Raw genomic sequence first — 19,426 nt, forward strand, 5'->3', positions numbered from 1 at the left:
TTCACACTTATTAACGCTCATTATCCCAATGAAGATAAGATATTATTGAATCAAGATAAGTTAAATACATTAATATCAATAAATATGTTGCTATTATTTCCGTACCCCATTCAGGAATAAAAAGACTCATATAATTGGCCCAATATTTTCAACAATGCATTCTGGTATGGCTGCATTCCCGTCACCATCCGGTGTTCTTGAAATTCAAAGGTGTTAATCCCTTCGAAAGTTAAAAACACCCAACGTGCTGTGGGAGACTGAGTCTGCTGGTTTTTTCAGATACAGGGTGGATATCAGGAACTCCGGGCTTTTCAGGAACCGGAAGCCCCACTCAACCTTTTGTTGGGTTTTGTAAGTGGAAAGTAATGCTTCCATATCAAGCACATCATTATCCATTTCGTTGGTGACCAAAATAAACATCCCCATGTTGAGTGGCCGGAGGTGCCGAAATAAGGAAAGGGAATTGTGGGATGCCATTTGCCAAGTGAAATAATATGATTTTTCACCTGGCATTATATTAATGAGAATGTTTATTACTTTCATTGGTAATACGTATTCACTCGATTTTTATTTTCTTTCCTCCAGAGGGGAATATCGAGACTCTATTATGACATCGACAAGAAATTTACCTGAATTGTCACCGTAATAACCTGGTGCGTCATTGAATAAAAGTATTAATTCTCCATCTACGGGAATAGTTTTATGAAGTACTCCATTGCCTATGTCGTAGATTTTATCGCCGATTTTAGCACTGAGCGCGTCGAGTGAATTTAGCTGATGAGTAGGTATAGAACCCTGAGGTGCGGCCCATTGATTGTCTCCATAGCCGAACTTTACCCAACCTTTGGCAATAACAGAGATTATATCTCCTTGTTTGAGAATAAGTCCTGTGGGTTGACCGCTTGCAGCATTAGCTGGGACACTTCCTGACCAATCATACATAGTATTACCCTCGAAATTATGTTTTATGAGAATAGTTTTTCCAAAGATGTTTGCATATTTGGCTGAAAGAGAATTTATCTTTTTATGACTGGGGGAGCAATGAAAAACATCAGATATTGTGAACTATGTTAGTAAAAATGATTTTTAGAACAACGGTTAAAACCAGAGGTTAAAAAATGGATTTTAATAACGGTTTAAAACCTGTTCATCATAAATCTTGCGGTAAAAGATGATAAAAATAATTGGTTTTATTAATGCTTATATACCCGACCCGGTAAAAGAAGATAAATAAGAATATTGAACAGGTTAATCAGACAATTAAAAAAATGATTTAAATGAATACGAACTGGATTATTTACAGCATAAGTATATTGTATTTTTATACAAAATCGCGATACATTAAATACACCAACTTAAACTTGTTCACACCTATTTTATTCCTTGAATGCGATTTAACGCCAAAATAAATACAACTCATTATTTTCCAAGCTATTTTTGCAATCTATCAATGCTTAAATACCCATTTAATCATTATAACCTTTCAGGTTAATTAATCCGTCAGACTTTTCACTATTGTTGATGTAATAAGGCGTTATTAAATAAATTTAACGATAAAAAGCGTGGCGAGTTCTTTACCTTAATTTTACTTGAGAAGAGATGTCCGGCCATTATAAACATCTTTAACCGGACAACATTATCGTCAATAACCGCTTTTTATTCCTGTAATATCACTGACATTACACCGCCTCCGCTTCACAATTCATTGCCAACGCCATACTTAAGGTTTTAGCCAAAATGGTTTTATTTTCACTGTCTTCCATCAGGCTAAAATGATCGCCCGGTACAGAGGTTAGCTGGAGCGAAGAATCAGGCACGACCTGCTTCCAACCTAACGACGGTTCCATACTCAAGGAAGGCAATGTGGCTTCCGTAACGAAAGGGATCTGCGGATAAGATTCCATCGCATAGAATTGGTGGAGCGTTATCGCCAAAGCTTGTGGTTCATATTCTTTGACCATTTGCATATAATTCCCCATCTGTTCCCAACGTTTTGCGATCAAATCAGGACACAGATTTGCCGGGTATAGTTCCAGTTCCTGCGCCGCGGCAATAAATTGCACCAAATTCAGTTTATCGATTCTCTGATGCAATACCGCAATCTCCTCTTCATGTTCCCCTCCCGACTGTTTTGCCAGTTCAGCCAGAAACTGGAGTTTTAGTTGAATGACCTGCTGCTTGAAGCAGTGAGGGGCAGGCGTATCAATCAAACCCAGGAAATCGACGGTCTCACCGGCGTTCAAAAGTTGCTGGGCAATAGCATAAGCCAATACTCCACCAGAAGAGTAACCGTAGATCCGGTATCGGCCTTCCGGTTGAACCGCCTTCATAAAGGTGATCATTTTGGCAGCCAACGCTTCAATAGTTGATACCTGTTCCTCATTGATGGACGGCCATGGCAATGCATAAATCGGATAGTCTGACTGAATATGTTGAGCTAATCCAAAAACATAGGAGTAATCATCCATGCCGCTGGGCACAAAGAATAACGGCGGCTCCATTCCGGATGGCCGCACAGGTATCGCACTGCTTTGCGGCTGGGACAGTGGATCTAATGTGATTTTTGATACCAATTCAGCCAGCACAGGGAATTGGAAGAGATTATTCAATGTACACATCAAACCACGACCTGCGGCAAGGTTGATCATCCGCATGGCAAGCAGCGAATGTCCACCCAAGGCAAAGAAATTGTCATACCGGCCTATCTGCTCAACGTCCAGCAATTCACGCCAAATAGCAGCCAATGCGATCTCAACCTCCCCCTGCGGTGCTTCATAGGCTTGATGAGCAAAAGCATGCTGATCAGGTTGCGGCAGCGCCCGGCGATCCAGCTTACCGTTAGGGGTCAGCGGAAATGCGTCCAGACGTACAAACGCCGCCGGTACCATGTAGTCAGGCAACAGTGCTCTCAGATGGCTATACAAACAGGTAGCCAATCCATCATTCGCTGGTGCCACGACATAAGCCACCAGACGTTTATCCTGCCCGTCCCCCAGAGCCAGTACGATAGCCTCACGCACAGCAGGGTACTCCACCAGCCGGGCTTCGATCTCACCCGGTTCAATACGGAATCCGCGGATTTTAACTTGCTGGTCGTTACGGCCAATAAATACCAGATTGCCATCCGGCAAGTAGCGGGCCAAGTCCCCGGTTTGGTACATCCGAGCATCCTGTGACTGACTAAACGGATCAGCCAGGAAACGTTCAGTGGTCAGGTCAGAGCGATTGAGATAGCCACGCGCAACACCGTCACCACCAAGATACAATTCCCCTACCGCTCCCAATGGGACCGGCTGGCCGCAAGCATCCAGCAGATAAACATTGGTGTTGGCCGTCGGACGGCCGATGGGAATTAATGCATCTGTATAATCTGCCGGACAACGCCAGGTAGTAGCACATACCGTGATTTCTGTCGGGCCGTAAGCATTGAACAGCGTGGCCCGGCCACGCAGTGCCTGAAGCAATGCCGCGCTGGGCGCTTCACCGCCCAATATTAATGTTGGTCTTATGGTTATTTCCGGTAAATCAGCCCCATCCCGCAGCAGAGCCGGTGTCAGGCAAGCGTGAGTCACCGCCTGTTCTTCCAGATAATGCCAAAGGCGCAGCGGATCCTGACGAACCGTGTCGGCAGGAATATCCAGGGTGGCACCACCACACAATGCCATCATGATTTCCCAGACGCTGGCATCGAAACCAAATGAGGCGAATTGCAACATCCGGCTATGGGAATGAATGTCAAACTGGCTGATTTTATCCCGGATAAGGTTGACCAACCCACGATGTTCAACCATCACCCCTTTCGGCATACCGGTCGAGCCGGAAGTATAAATCACATAAGCCAGATGCCGTGAAGTTAACGCAGGAATCTGTGGGTTGTTGTCCGGCTGGTCAGGCAGAGTATTCGGGTCAAGTACGGTTAATTTCGCAAGTGCTTCTTCACCCAGTGCGGCACGGCCGGTATTATCCGCCAGTACCACCGACGGAGCGGCATCATTCAGCATATAAGCCAGACGATCACCCGGATAGGCCGGATCCAGTGGCACATAGGCACCACCCGCTTTCAGTACGGCTAATAGCCCTGCAATCCTTGATGGCGAACGCTTCACACAAATCGCCACCGGTTGATCAGGCTGCACACCCAGTTCAATTAATTGATAAGCCAGCCGGTTGGCACAGGCGTTCAGCTCCGCATAACTGAGGGCTTGCTCTTCATAGATCAACGCCGTGGCATCCGGATTTTTCTCCGTTTGTTGTTCAAACAGTTGATGAATGCACAGTGGGTCAGGATACGCGGTTTCCGTCGCGTTCCAGGTTTTCAGCAGCAAATTCCTCTCGGTTTCAGGCAGGATTTCCAGCATCCGCACCGGCGTTTCCGGGGCCTGTTCAAGTGCCGCGACCAAACTTTCCAGCGCCTGTTGCATATAACCACATACCCGCTCCGGGTCAAATGGCTGGACAATTTGCGCGGTTAAACCCAGCGCTTCACCAAAATCTTCCACTGACAGCGTAAACGGATAGTTGGTCCGCTCTTGTGCACCAAGGAATTCAACACCGTCCATGATTTCATTCGAAGCCGTCGGCAATGCGTTGTGCCGGTAGTTCAGCAAGGTACTGAACAGCGGAGTTCCACCTTGCACCCCACTGCAACGTTGAGCCAGCGCCAGTGACGCATGTTCATGTGTCAACAATCCCGCCAGCCGACGATGTGCCACCTGTACACTGTCTTGTACCGGGGTATTATCCAGATCCAGCCGCAGCGGCAAGGTATTGATAAACAGTCCCATGCCACTGTCGGCACCTTCACCGGCGGCCATGCGCCCGAACAATACCGTGCCGAATACCACTTGCTCCTGTCCGCTGGTACGCGATAACACCTGCGCCCAAGCCAGATGACACAAGGCGGCCAGGCTCACGCCCAGACGCCGGGCCTGACTGCGTAAGCGGTCATTCAGCCCGGCAGTCAACATCCGGTATGATTCTGTCATTTGTGAGCCATCATGATGTACCTCAGTCAATCCGAACGGCAACGTGGGTTCATCCACCTCGGCCAACATGTCGGTAAAGAAGCGAATATGCTGCTCCTGACTCACCCCCAGCCGGGCCTGCGCCACCAGATTGCGGAAAGGTGCCGGTGCAGGCAGATTGCTTTCTTGTCCGTCAAGCTGTCCATCAAGATAGGCCTGAACTTCGTTGCTCATCACATCCAGCGCGGTATGGTCACCAATCAGATGATGCATCAGTTGCAGTACAATCCAGCGGCCATCGGTCTCCGGTGCCACAATAAAGCGCAACAACGGTGCCTGTCCCAAATCAATACGATGCCGGCGCGGATCAAAATGTTGCGCTAACTGGTCACTGACTGGCCCGTCAGTTGGATCCAGTGTCAGTTCAGTCACCGACAATCGCACTTGACGGCAAACCACCTGAGCAGGAACAGATAACCCTTCCCAGATAAAAGCGGTACGCAGGATGTCATGGCGGTTGATCACCTGTTGAACCGCAGCCAGATAACGGTCCAACAGAGGCCGATCAGCGAAAGCCATCTGACCTGCCAATAAATAGGGGTCGCCTTCGTTTGCCAATAGATGATGGAATAGAATGCCGTCCTGTAACGGCGACAACGCATAGATATCCTGAATATTGCTGATCCCGCCCGGTATCTGTTCGACGATGTGATCAATCTCAGATTGAGTGAGATCAATCAACGGTAACATTTCCGGTGTCAACTCCACCGTTGCCGATGTAATGACGTTGGCAGGCACACCTTCGCCCTGATTCAGTTTCAAGGTTTGAGCAAGTTCAGCCAGTACCGGAGATTGGAACAGGTCACGTACTGCCAGCGTTAAACCCAGGTTACGCAAGCGTTCAACCATCCGCACCGCAAGCAATGAATGACCACCCAAGGCAAAGAAGCTGTCATACCGGCTTATCTGCTCAACGCCCAGTAAGTCATGCCAAATAGCGGCGAGTGCGGTTTCCATTTTCCCTTGTGGCACTGCGTAAATCTGGCGCGCAAAGGCTTCCTCCCCCGGTACCGGTAGCGCCCGGCGATCCAGTTTGCCGTTAGGTGTCAGCGGAAATGCGTCCAGACGTACAAAGGCCGCCGGTACCATGTAGTCAGGCAACGACGCGCTCAGATGTTCACGCAGACGGTTAACCAGCCCGTCATCCGCTTCTGCCACCACATAGGCAACCAGACGTTTGTCCTGCCCATCACCCAGAGCCAATACCAGCGCTTCACGTACCGCAGAAAATTCTGTCAGCCGAACTTCGATTTCTCCCGGTTCAATCCGGAAACCACGGATTTTAATCTGCTGGTCGTTACGGCCAACAAATACCAGATTGCCGTCCGGCAGGTAGCGAACCAAATCCCCGGTGCGATACATCCTTGCATTGGTTGCGTCACTAAACGGATCAGTCAGGAAACGTTCGCCGGTCAGTTCAGGGCGATTGAGATAGCCACGCGCCACACCCGTACCACCAATATACAGCTCACCCACCGCTGCCAAAGGCACCGGCTGGCCGCAGGCATCCAGCAGATAAACACGGGTATTGGCGGTTGGACGTCCAATAGGAATAAATTCATCCCGATAATCTGACGGGCAACGCCAGGCGGTGGCACAAACGGTTATTTCTGTCGGGCCATAAGCATTGAATACCGTGGCCCGGCCACTCAGAGTCTGGAGCAAGGCCACACTGGGCGCTTCACCACCCAGTATTAATGTTGGTTTGATGGTCATCGCCGGTAAATCAGCGCCATCCCGCAGCAGGGCGGGTGTCAAACAAGCGTGCGTCACCGATTGCTCTGCCAGATAATGCCAGAGGCGGTGCGGGTCCTGACGAACAGCATCATCAGGAATAGCCAAACTGGCACCACTGCCTAATGTCATCATAATTTCCCAGACACTGGCATCGAAACCAAATGAAGCGAATTGCAACATCCGGCTATGAGAATGAATGGCGAACTGGGCGATTTTATCCCGGATCAGGTTGACCAGCCCACCATGTTCAACCATCACGCCTTTCGGCGTACCGGTCGAGCCGGAGGTGTAAATCACATACGATAGATGACGGGAGGTCAATGCAGAAACTTGTGGATTGTTGTCCGGCTGATCAGGCAATGAATTCGGGTCAAGAACAATTTGCTGTGCAAGCATTTGCTCATTTAATGCTGAACGTCCGGTATTATCTGCCAATAAAATAGCCGGTGCCGCATCGGTCAAAATATGAATCAGACGCTCACCCGGATAAGCCGGATCCAGCGGCACGTAGGCACCACCCGCTTTCAATATTGCCAGCAGCCCCACTATCCGCGCCGGTGAACTTGCCACGCAAATCGCCACCCGTTGATCCGGTGCGACACCCAGCGCGATCAGCTGATGCGCCAGCCGGTTGGCACGGGTATTCAATTCCGCATAGCTAAGGGATTGGTTTTCATATACTAACGCGGTAGAGTCCGGGGCATTCTCCACCTGTTGTTCAAACAGTTGATGAATGCACAGTGGGTCAGGATAGGTTGTTTCGGTCGCATTCCAGGTTTTCAGCAACAATGTGCGCTCGGTTTCCGGCAGGATCTCCAACGTCTGTACCGGCGTTTCCGGCGTCTGTTCAAGTGCTATCACCAGACTTTCCAGCGCCTGTTGCATATAACCACATATCCTTTCCGGATTAAATGGCTGCACGACCTGAGCAGTCAACCCCAAATCGGAACCACCATCCTCTACCGACAACACAAACGGGTAGTTGGTCCGCTCCTGTGCGCCAAGGAATTCAATATCGCTGATGATTTCATCCGGCGTGACCGGCTGGGTATTATGCCGATAATTCAACAACGCATTGAACAGCGGTGTCCCACTGGCTACCCCACTGCAACGTTGAGCCAGCGCCAGTGATGCATGTTCATGCGCTAATAATCCCGCCAATCGGGTATGGGCGGTCTGTACACTCTCCCGCACCGGGGTTTCATCCATATCCAACCGTAACGGCAGGGTATTAATAAACAGTCCCATGCCATTGTCGGCACCTTCGCCAGCCTGCATACGCCCAAACAACACCGTGCCAAACACTACTTGCTTCTGACCACTGGTACGCGACAACACCTGCGCCCAGGCCAAATGACACAGCGCCGCCACACTGACCCCCAAACGCCGAGCCTGATTACGCAGACGACTATTCAGTGCAGGCGTCAGTATCCGGTGCGATTCCATCACCTGCGAGCCGTCATGGTGTATTTCCGTCAAGCCGAACGGCAGCGTCGGCTCATCCACCGTCTCCAACATATCGGTAAAGAAACGGGTATGTTCTGACTGGCCAGTGCCCAATCGGGCCTGCGCCACCAGATGACGGAAAGGTGTCGAAGCCGGTAAGCTGTCTCCCCGTCCGGTAAGATATGCCTGCACTTCGCTGTTCATCACTTCCAGCGTGGTATGGTCGCCAATCAGGTGATGCAGTAGTTGCAGCAGGATCCAGCGGCCATCAGTATCCTGAGCAATTGCAAAGCGCAACAACGGAGCCTGACTCAGGTCAATACGATGTCGGCGCGGATCAAAACGTTGGGCCAGTTGGTCACTGATCGATCCGTCAGCCGGATTGAGTGTCAATTCTGTGATGGACAAGGGAACCTGACGACAAACCACCTGAGCCGGCGCTGATAGCCCTTCCCAGATAAAAGCAGTACGCAGGATATCATGGCGGTCAACCACCTGTTGAACCGCGGCCAGATAACGGTCCAGTAAAGATCGATCCGCAAAAGCCTGTTGGGTTATCAGCAGATAAGGATCGCCTTCGTTTGCCAGTAAATGGTGAAATAAAATACCATCCTGTAGCGGTGACAAGGCATAGATATCCTGAATGTTGGCAATCCCTCCCGGAACTTGTTCAACTATGCGGTCAATCTCAGGCTGAGTCAGATCAATCAACGGCAGCATTTCTGGCGTCAGCACAAGAGTATCCGGTGTAATACGGTTGTCAGGTACCGGGATTTCACAATGTTGCGCCAGAGACTGGGCCAAAACACTGAGTGTCGGATGCTCGAATAGCGTTTGGACCGATACGCCCAGCCCCATACGCCGCAAACGTTCAATCATCCTGACAGCCAGCAGCGAGTGACCACCCAGCGCAAAGAAGCTGTCGTGCCGGCCAACCTGTTCAACTGCCAGTAATTCACGCCAGATAGTGGCGAGCGCACTCTCAATTTCCCCTTGCGGCGCTTCGTAAATCTGGCGGGCAAAGGCATGTTGATCAGGCACCGGCAACGCCCGGCGATCTAACTTACCGTTCGGCGTCAACGGGAAAGTATCCAGACGCACAAAAGCCGCCGGTACCATATAGTCAGGTAAAATATCACTCAGATGTTCACGCAGACTGGCGGCCAATCCGTTATCCTGCTCCGCGACTACATAGGCAACTAAACGCTTATCCTGACCGTCACCCAACGCCAGTACCAACGCTTCGCTCACCGCTGGATGTTCGGTCAGATGCGCCTCAATTTCCCCCGGCTCAATACGGAAACCTCGGATTTTAACCTGCTGGTCATTACGGCCGGCAAACACTAAATTGCCGTCCGGCAGGTAACGGGCTAAATCCCCAGTGCGATACATCCGAGCATCAACGTCATCACTAAACGGATCAGTGAGGAAACGTTCGGCGGTCAGTTCAGGGCGATTGAGATAACCACGCGCTACACCGACACCGCCAATATATAACTCACCTACTGCGCCCAACGGCACCGGCTGACCGTGTTTATCCAGCAGATAAAGACGCTTATTGGCCGTCGGACTGCCGATGGGAATTAATCCCCCGGTATAGTCTGATGGGCAATTCCAGATGGTGGCACAAACAGTGATTTCCGTCGGGCCATAAGCATTGAACAGATCGGCTTGATCGCACAATGTCTGAAACAGGGCGGTAGCCGGCGCTTCTCCTGCGAATATTAATGTGGGCTTTATGGTTATCGCCGGTAAACCGGCACCATCGTGGAACATGGCCGGTGTCAGGCAGGCGTGCGTTACTTTCTGTTCTTCCAGGTAATACCAGAGACGGTGCAGGTCTTGCCGGATTGTTTCAGTCGGAATAACCAACATAGCCCCACTGCTCAACGCCATCATAATTTCCCAGACGCTGGCATCAAAACCAAATGAGGCAAATTGCAACATCCGGCTGGTTATACCAACATCAAACTGGACAATTTGTTCCAGCGTCAGGTTAACCACACTCTGATGTTCGATCATCACCCCTTTCGGTCTGCCAGTGGAGCCGGAAGTGTAGATGACATACGCCAGATGCCGTGAGGTGAGATCAGGGACCTGCGGGTTGTTGTCCGGTTGGTCCGGCAGGGTATTCGGATCGAGCACGGTTAGCGTTGCCAGTGTTTCTTCACCCAATGCTGCCCGTCCGATATCATCTGCTAGTAAAATCGTTGGCGCAGCATCAGTGAGCAGATAAGTCAGACGTTCACCCGGATAAGCCGGATCTAATGGCACATAAGCCCCGCCCGCTTTCAACACCGCCAGCAATCCCACGACTCTTTCCAGTGATCGTGTCACACAAATGGCTACCGGTTGATCAGGTATTACACCTAATGCAATAAGCTGATGCGCCAGCCGGTTGGCGCGGGCATTCAGTTCGGCATAACTAAGCATATGATTTTCATAATTTACCGCTATGGCGTCCGGGGTCTTCTCCACCTGTTGTTCAACCAACTGATGAACACACAACTGTTCCGGATACGGCGCTGCGGTGGCATTCCAGGTTTCCAGTAATAATGTCCGCTCAGTGGATGACAAGATATTGACGGTCGTGACTGATTGCTGAGGATGGTTCACCATCGCCCGCAATAGGGCCTGCAAATAGCCGACCTGTCTTTCAATCGTTTCAGGGTTGAACAGGGCAGAAGAATAATTCAGCTCCCCAACAACCTCGCCCGCCTTTTCCGTCAATTCTAGTTGCAGATCGAAGTTAGCAATATCGTATCCCTGTACGACTGGCGTCACCGCTAATCCCGGCAGTTGCCACGCTTCGGTGTCGCTCTCCTGCCAGGCGAACATCACCTGAAATAGCGGGGTATGTTCCGGTCTGCGGGGCGGTTGTACAATCTCAACCACCTGCTCGAAAGGCAGATCCTGATGCTCCTGCGCGCCCAGTGTCGTCTGCCGCACACGCCGGAGCAGCGTGACCATATCCGGTGTACCGGACAAATCAATACGCAACGCCAGGGTATTGACAAAGAAGCCGATCAGCAGCTCGATTTCCCGCCGGTTGCGGTTGGCGCTCGGTATGCCGATCACCAGATCATCCTGCCCGGACAGGCGCGACAATAATGCCGCCCAGGCGGTCAGCAATGTCATAAATAATGTGGTGCCGTGCTGTTTTCCCAGCTGTTTCAGGGCCTGTACCAACGTGGCATCAATCTGCACCGGTATCCGGCCGCCGGTAAATGATTGCCGGGATGGACGGGGCCGATCTGTCGGCAATTCCAGCAATACCGGAGCATCGGCCAGCGTGTGGTGCCAGTACTCACTTTGCACCCGCAACCCTTCACCAGAGAACACCTTACGCTGCCAGACAGCATAATCAGGATATTGAATCGCCAATGGTGGCAAGGGATCAGGCTGTTCATTTAAGTAGGCCGTATAAAGTGCGCCCAGTTCTGATGTCAATATCTCTAAGGACCAACCATCGGACACAATGTGATGCTGGGTCAGCAAGAAGATGTAATCCTCATCGGCCCGTTGTATCAGCGCGCAACGGATTAGGGGACCACGGGCAAGATCAAACGGCGTTTCCGCCTCCTGTACGCACAGAAGCTTAAGTTGCTCATCGACTTCAAGCGCGTTACGCAGATCGTATTGTTTCACCGGCAGACCAAACTCCGCCGGTAACAGTTTAACCTGAGGCTGCCCGTCAACCATGATAAAGACTGAACGCAGCGCTTCGTGGCGGGCAAACAGACGATTCAGCGCCTGCTGCCAGGCGGTAATATTAAGCTGACCACGTAAATGCAATTCCAGCGGAATATGATAGGTATCACTGACGCCATCAAACTGCGCCAGAAACCACAGACGCTGTTGAGCGAATGACAGCGGTAAAGCACTCTCACGGGAGACGGGAACAATTTCAGATAATCTCCCCCCTTCCACATTGCGCTGGGCACAGATCCTCTCCGCAAAGGCCGCAAGTGACGGTGACGTAAATAAGGCAACCAGCGGCAGTTCAACACCGAAAGCAGCGATACGATTCATGACCCGTACCGCCAACAGTGAATGCCCCCCCAGCGCAAAGAAGTTGTCATGCCGGCTGATCTGCTCAATGCCTAATAATTCACGCCAGATAGCCGCCAGTGCAGTTTCTGTCTCTCCTTGTGGTGCTTCGTAAACCTGACGGGCAAAGGCATCTTCACCCGGAGCCGGTAATGCCTGACGATCCCGCTTGCCATTCGGGGTCAGCGGGAAGGCGTCCAGACGCACAAAAGTCGCCGGCACCATATAATCAGGCAAAATAGCACTCAGATGTTCACGCAAACGGGCAGCTAATCCGTTAGCTTCTTCCGCCACAACATAAGCGACCAGACGTTTGTCCTGCCCGTCACCCAGCGCCAGCACCCACGCTTCGCGCACCGCAGGATATTCTGTCAACCGGGCTTCGATTTCACCCGGTTCAATCCGGAATCCACGGATTTTAACCTGCTGGTCATTACGGCCAACAAACACCAGATTGCCATCCGGCAAATAACGAGCCAAATCCCCGCTGCGATACATTCTCGCATCAGTTGCATCACTAAACCGGTCAGCCAGAAAACGTTCGTCGGTCAAGTCAGGGAGATTGAGATAACCGCGCGTCACACCGGTACCACCAATGTACAGCTCCCCCACCGCCCCCAAGGGCACTAGCTGACCATCGTCATCCAGCAGATAAATCCGGGTATTCGCTGTCGGACGCCCAATAGGTGCCAACGCATCAGCATAGTTTGACGGACAACGCCAGTGGGTGGCACACACGGTAATTTCTGTCGGGCCATAGGCATTGAACAGCGTGGCCTGACGGCTCAATGTCTGGAGTAGTGCCGGGCTGGGCGCTTCACCGCCCAGTATCACCGTCGGCTTTATCGTCAGCGCCGGTAAATCAGCGCCATCCCGCAGCAGAGCCGGAGTTAAACAAGCGTGGGTCACCGCCTGCTCTTCCAGATAATGCCAGAGGCGATGCGGATCCTGACGAACCGTGTCGGCCGGAATAGCCAGACTCGCGCCACCGGTCAGCGCCATCATGGTTTCCCAGACACTGGCATCGAAACCAAATGAAGCGAACTGCAACACCCGGTTACCGGAATGAATACCAAACTGGACAATTTTATCCCGAATAAGATTGACCAGCCCACCATGTTCAACCATCACCCCTTTGGGCACGCCGGTAGAACCGGAGGTGTAAATCACATAGGCCAGATGACGGGAAGTCAGCGCCGGTACTTTCGGGTTGCTGTCCGATTGATCAGGCAAGGTATTCGGATCAAGCAGAGTCAGCCCGGTAAGCGCCTCCTCACCCAACGCTACCCGTCCGGTTACATCAGCCAATATTATTGAGGGAGCCGCATCATTCAGAATATGCGCCAGACGTTCACCCGGATAAGTCGGGTCCAGCGGCACGTAGGCGCCACCGGCTTTCAGCACCGCCAACAATCCCACCACCCGCGCCGGTGAACTTGCCATGCAGATCGCCACCCGCTGATCCGGTGCTATTCCCAGTGCCATCAGTTGATGGGCCAGCCGGTTGGCATTGGCATTCAATTCGGCATAACTCAGGAGCTGTCCTTCATACACCAACGCGGTGGCGTCAGGCGTTCTTTCTACCTGTTGTTCAATCAACTGATGAATGCATAACTGCTCAGGATACAGTGTTTCAGTCGCGTTCCAGGTTTCCAGCAATAACGCGCGTTCCGTTTCAGGCAGAATGTTCAGTGCCTGTACCGGCATTTCCGGCGCTCGCTCCAGCGCTTCTGCCAGACTTACCAGCGACTGTTGCATATAACCGCATACCCGGTCTGGCTCAAACGGCGCTACCACCTGGACCGTCAGCCCCAGCGTTGTGCCACCATCCTCCACCGACAGCACAAACGGGTAGTTGGTCTGCTCCTGTTCACCCAGGAATTCGATACCCGGTACAGCCTCATGAGAGATCAGCGGCTGCTCATTATGCCGGTAGTTCAACAGGGCACTAAACAGTGGCGTGCCGCCCGCTACCCCACTGCAACGCTGGGCCAGCGCCAGTGATGCATGTTCATAATCCAACAATCCGGCCAGCCGGGACTGTGCCAGCCGTACACTGTCATGTACCGGCGTGTCATCCATATCCAGCCGCAGCGGCAAGGTATTGATAAACAGCCCCATGCCGCTGTCAGCCCCTTCCCCCGCTGCCATACGCCCAAACAGCACGGTGCCGAACACCACTTTCTTCTGCCCGCTGGTCCGTGACAGTACCTGCGCCCAGGCCAGATGACACAATGTTGCCACACTGACACCCAGACGTTTTGCCTGCTGACGAAGGCGATCATTTAGCTCCGACGATAACATCCGGTGCGATTGTGTGACCTGCGAACCGTCACGATGCACCTCAATCAGGCCAAACGGCAACGTCGGCTCATCCACGTCAACCAGCATGTCGGTAAAGAAGCGGGTATGCTCTGCCTGATTGACATCCAGCCGGGCCTGTGCCACCAGATTGCGGAAAGGTGCCGGTACCGGCAAGTTGTCGCCCTGCCCGGCAAGACAGACCTGCACTTCACGGTGCATCACTTCCATTGTCGTATGGTCGCCAATCAGGTGATGCTGCAATTGCAGCACATGCCAGCGGCCATCGGTTTCCTGCGCCACCACAAAGCACAACAATGGGGCCTGACTCAGATCAAAACGATACTGATGCGGGTCAAAACGGTGAGCCAATTGCTCACCAACCAGCCCGTCAGCCGGGTCCAGGATCAGTTCAGTAACCGATAAAGACGCCTGACGCCTGACCACCTGCGCCGGTGCAGATAACCCCTGCCAGATAAATGCGGTCCGCAGGATATCATGGCGATCAACCACTTGTTGCATCGCCACCAGATAGCGGTCCAGCAGCGCACGGTCAGCAAAAATCATCGGATAGGCCAGCAGATAGGGATCACCTTCCTCCGCCAGTAGATGATGGAACAAGATACCGTCTTGCAACGGTGATAGGGCATAGATATCCTGAATATTGGCGATCCCGCCCGGCACCTGTTCAACAATGTGGTCAATCTCAGGCTGAGTCAGATCAATCAGTGGCAACATTTCTGGCGTCAACGCCGTGGTCGCTAATGTGATGATATTGGGCGGCACCACGACAACCTGATGTTGCGCCAATGTCTGGGCCAATTCTGACAGCACCGGGCACTGGAACAGGTTACGGGCGGCCAGTGTCAATCCCAGGCTGCGCAGGCGTTCAATCAGCCTTACGCCGAGCAGAGAATGACCGCCCAACGCAAAGAAACTGTCATGTCGGCTAATTCGCTCAATACCCAGTAATTCGCGCCAAAGGGTCGCCAGAACAATCTCCATCTCTCCTAGCGGCGCGGCATAAACCTGACGGGCGAAGGCGTCCTCCCCCGGTGCCGGCAACGCCCGGCGATCCAGTTTGCCATTCGGCGTCAATGGGAATTCATCCAGACGCACAAACGCCACTGGTACCATATAATCCGGCAACCGCGCACTCAGGTATTCACGCAGGCGGGCAGCCAATCCGTCATTCTCTTGGGTCAGCACATAGGCAACCAATTGTTTGTCCTGTCCCTCCCCTAACGCCTGTACCACAGCTTCACGTATCGCCGGATATTCCACCAGCCGGGCCTCAATTTCCCCCGGTTCAATCCGGAAACCGCGGATTTTCACCTGCTGGTCGTTACGGCCCAGGAATTCCAGATTACCGTCCGGCAGATAACGGGCCAAATCCCCGGTCCGGTACATACGCGCATTCGGTTTATCGCTAAATGGGTCTGTGAGAAAGCGTTCAACGGTCAGTTCAGGGCGATTGAAATAACCGCAGGCCACTCCGTCACCCCCGACATAAATCTCACCGGTCATCCCCAGTGGTACCGGCTGGCCGTCGGCATCCAGCAAATAAATCCGGGTGTTAGCAATGGGTCGACCAATAGGGATAGAAATCGTCCCCGACGTTAACGCGTCAATACGGTAGGTCGTGGTAAACGTAGTTCCCTCACTCGGACCGTAGGCATTCAACAACTGTTGTGGCGAGTTCTTACGCAGCACTTGAGTAATGACATACGGATCGAGGACATCTCCCCCAACCAGCAGCATTTTAAGTTGAGGCAACACCGGGGACAGCTCTGCCACCAGCCGGTTAAACAGCCCGACACTCAGCCACAGGACCGTAATGCAATGCGCCTGTAACGCCTGGACAAAATCCAGCGGCGTCAGCAACGTAGTATGATCAATAACCACCAGCGCAGCACCGTTGAGCAACGGTGCCCAAACTTCGAAGGTGCTGGCATCGAAAGCCGGGTTAGCGGCGAAGGCAATTCGGTCATTGGGTTTGATGTCAGCATAGCCATTATTGATGACCATCCGGACAACAGCCCGATGAGGCACGATGACCCCTTTGGGTGTCCCCGTCGAACCGGAGGTGTACATGATATACGCCGGCCCGGTACTGGAACCCAATAAATCAAGATTGCAACGCTCTTCTTCCCGGATCGGTTCTGTCTCGGGGGTAAGACGGAGCCGCGGAATAACCAAGTCAGCCGGGGTTTCCGTCTGCATATCAGTAAGCAGTAATTTGGCAGCACAATCGTTTATCAGCCAGCTTTTCCGCTCATTCGGTACGTTGGGATCGACAGGGACATAAACCGCACCGGCCTTAAGGATAGCCAACTGAGCCACTACCAGTTCAACCGAACGTTCTAACAGAATCGCCACGTGGTCATCCGGGTACACACCCTGTTCAATCAGTTGACAGGCCAGCCGGTTAGCGCGGGCATTCAGTTCCGCATAACTCAGGATCTGATCCTTGGAGATTAACGCCGTGGCTGCTGGGGTTTTCTCTGCCTGTTGTTCAAACAACTGATGAATACATAAATGGTCAGGATACGGGGTTTCTGTGGCGTTCCAGGTTTCCAGCAACAATGTGCGTTCAGCCTCAGATAACCCATTAAACTTTCGCGCAAATATGCCATCACTCACCTTTTCTGATGACACACTCACTAACCCCGCTTGAAGGGTATTTTCCTTTCTGATAATACTGTCTTTCATCTGCTTACTACCTCAAGAATCTATTGGATATTTGAAAACTGTTATTTCCAACAACCATCAAAAATGTTTTTCTTTTACTTTTCGGAAAAATAACAACGAGCACATCAGGCATCAAAAGATACTCCAGCAATACTTTCTCTCAGCTGTTGGATGTAATAGCCCGGTTAACATCCGCATAATTAACAATTTTGCGACGATAATTTTCCTGACAACGGAATAAATGGTTCATCAGATGAACCGAAATAAGGTATTCCATTTTTTCCTGTTTTTTAGATAAGCGCCTTTGATTTACGTCAATTTTTTATTGGCCAACGCTGAATTCCATAACTAAATAAAAATGGATCTATTGAATATATCTACTGGCATGAGCGCTAAGTCCTTGCTGTATTTTTTCCGTTTAGTATTAATATCTGACTGAAATTATTTCAGATAAAATTAGATGTTTATAAATATCAATAGCCTCCAATAACCAAGGAACAAGAAAAATCCAATAAAATATTATTTATCATAACGTTACAATAAACCCATGTATATTTTCCCATATAAAACATAAACTAGCTTCACTACATATTATTTTATAATAATCAAATTATACAACTAATGTAAACGCTAATTATATTTAACACCGATGGTAAATAATTTCAAATTAATACTAATTTTTCGTATATATTCCTTTGCAATAATAGAAAAATATTATAAATATGAAAATCAATTGAATTTAATACCTGAAATAAACAATATCAAAATAAAAAATAACATAAATAATTACTTATCCAAATATATATTTGATTTCCATTGATGGCAGAATGAGTGACATGAAATTACAGCTTCCAGCCAATATCTATAAATAGTCAGTATTTTAGCCTGATAAAGATTAATATAAAAACAAGCTGACTATAATATTAGGAATATATATCCATTAATTCTGTCAGTCAGATATAATTTCCTTAAAAATTATTCGGTATGTAAAAATCTATGTTACCCTTAATATCAAATTTATTTGTGATACTGTTTGCTTACAGGTTGTACCCTGAATCAACAAAATTGAACTTAAAAAAGCTCACGTGATTATAGATGTATACCGAAAAGGCACACATGTTGACGTTAATTACTTATATGCCGGAATGGTACCTAATCGCAATAACAGCGATCTTTATCAAGGAAGGTGAAACAGGAGAGCATAAAAAAACGGTGGGGCACTTGAGTTGTATCAGTCATGAAAATATTCATTACCAATGAACAAAAAGCCGAACTTGAACACCTCCATCACACCTGCCGTGATAAGAGGGAGTGTGATCGCATAAAAGCGGTTCTGCTGGCCTCTGAGGGCTGGAGTTCAGTTATGATCGCTCAGGCCCTGCGTCTTCATGAAACGACCGTTAATCGTCATATCAGCGATGACCTTAATCACCGCAAACTGAAACCCGAAAACGGCGGCTCTCAGAACCATCTCAGCGAAACACAGACTCAGGAACTTATCGCTTATCTGACCGCGAATCTTCTGCCCACCACACAGGCGGTTATCCGTCTTGTCAAAGAAGGGTGGGATATCAGTTACACCGTTCCCGGCATGAATAGTTGGTGAAAGACTGGGCTTATGTGACAGGGCTAACGCATCAAAGCTCATTATATAAACAAACCCAAGGATTCGAATAAATAATCATCATTTAAACAACAGAGCCTGCGTTTATTTTCCATGCTTAAATTACGGGATTTATTCTGTTTCAGCATGTTCAAAATCCATTTTCTTAGTACAGCTAAATTTTCACCCGCAAATCCCATCCGGGCCTGGAGTTTATCTTCTCGAAACGCAACATCAAGTGACCCGTGTAAATGATTTTCCACCAACCAGTGAGAGCGTGTCGCTTGCAAGGCTTTCTCCGCATTCATTGGCTGGCTACTGATATAAAATCGGACAAAATCATGCCCACGTCCTTTTTCTGTCCGCTCAGATTGAACTGCTATTATCGTCTTTGCTTTCCATTTCTGACAAATGGGCATCTGCTCACCCACAGGGAATTGCCAGCATCGGCGATGTTCCCGGCGACCATGCTGATTATCAAATTGTTCGCAGAAAGAGGGTCCGGCAATATCTTTTGGTGTACTCGCCCAAAAAGCGTGAAATTGCGCGCTGACTTCAGCGGCCAGGGTCGGCT

The 19,426-nt window shown here is 50.4% G+C and carries 3 protein-coding genes and 2 pseudogenes; 1 reads left to right on the forward strand and 4 read right to left on the reverse strand.

Going from position 1 to position 19,426, the window contains the following annotated elements; translation table 11 throughout:
* Positions 1-110 precede the first annotated feature (110 nt).
* From ACGF63_RS18275 to ACGF63_RS18285, 3 genes and pseudogenes are all read right to left on the reverse strand, one after another.
* Positions 111-441, reverse strand: a pseudogene (locus ACGF63_RS18275) (IS1634 family transposase); the annotation flags it as partial.
* Positions 442-567: 126 nt separating this feature from the next.
* Positions 568-942 (reverse strand): LecA/PA-IL family lectin, encoded by a 375-nt coding sequence (locus ACGF63_RS18280; protein ID WP_036850572.1) that lies wholly within the window; start codon positions 940-942, stop codon positions 568-570.
* A 737-nt stretch (positions 943-1,679) separates the two neighbouring features.
* Positions 1,680-17,270, reverse strand: coding sequence for an amino acid adenylation domain-containing protein (locus ACGF63_RS18285; RefSeq protein ID WP_387632571.1), 15,591 nt, complete (start codon positions 17,268-17,270; stop codon positions 1,680-1,682).
* Between the two features lie 1,216 nt (positions 17,271-18,486).
* Here ACGF63_RS18285 and ACGF63_RS18290 point away from each other — a divergent pair.
* Positions 18,487-18,852 (forward strand): annotated as a pseudogene (locus tag ACGF63_RS18290) (transposase); the annotation flags it as partial.
* Between the two features lie 44 nt (positions 18,853-18,896).
* On the opposite strand, the gene ACGF63_RS18295 reads toward ACGF63_RS18290, so the two are convergent.
* Positions 18,897-19,426: ISAs1 family transposase (locus ACGF63_RS18295; protein WP_387632572.1), on the reverse strand; the 530-nt coding region annotated here is incomplete at its 5' end.

Origin of the sequence: Photorhabdus sp. RM322S (assembly GCF_042879395.1) — a bacterium.
In the GTDB taxonomy this organism is placed as follows: Bacteria; Pseudomonadota; Gammaproteobacteria; order Enterobacterales; family Enterobacteriaceae; genus Photorhabdus; species Photorhabdus khanii.

What these genes read in the sequence shown, in the direction of transcription:
- ACGF63_RS18280 (WP_036850572.1), bottom strand. Translation starts at nt 942, where the DNA reads ATGTATGATTGGTCAGGAAGTGTCCCAGCTAATGCTGCAAGCGGTCAA.
- ACGF63_RS18285 (WP_387632571.1), bottom strand. Translation starts at nt 17,270, where the DNA reads ATGAAAGACAGTATTATCAGAAAGGAAAATACCCTTCAAGCGGGGTTA.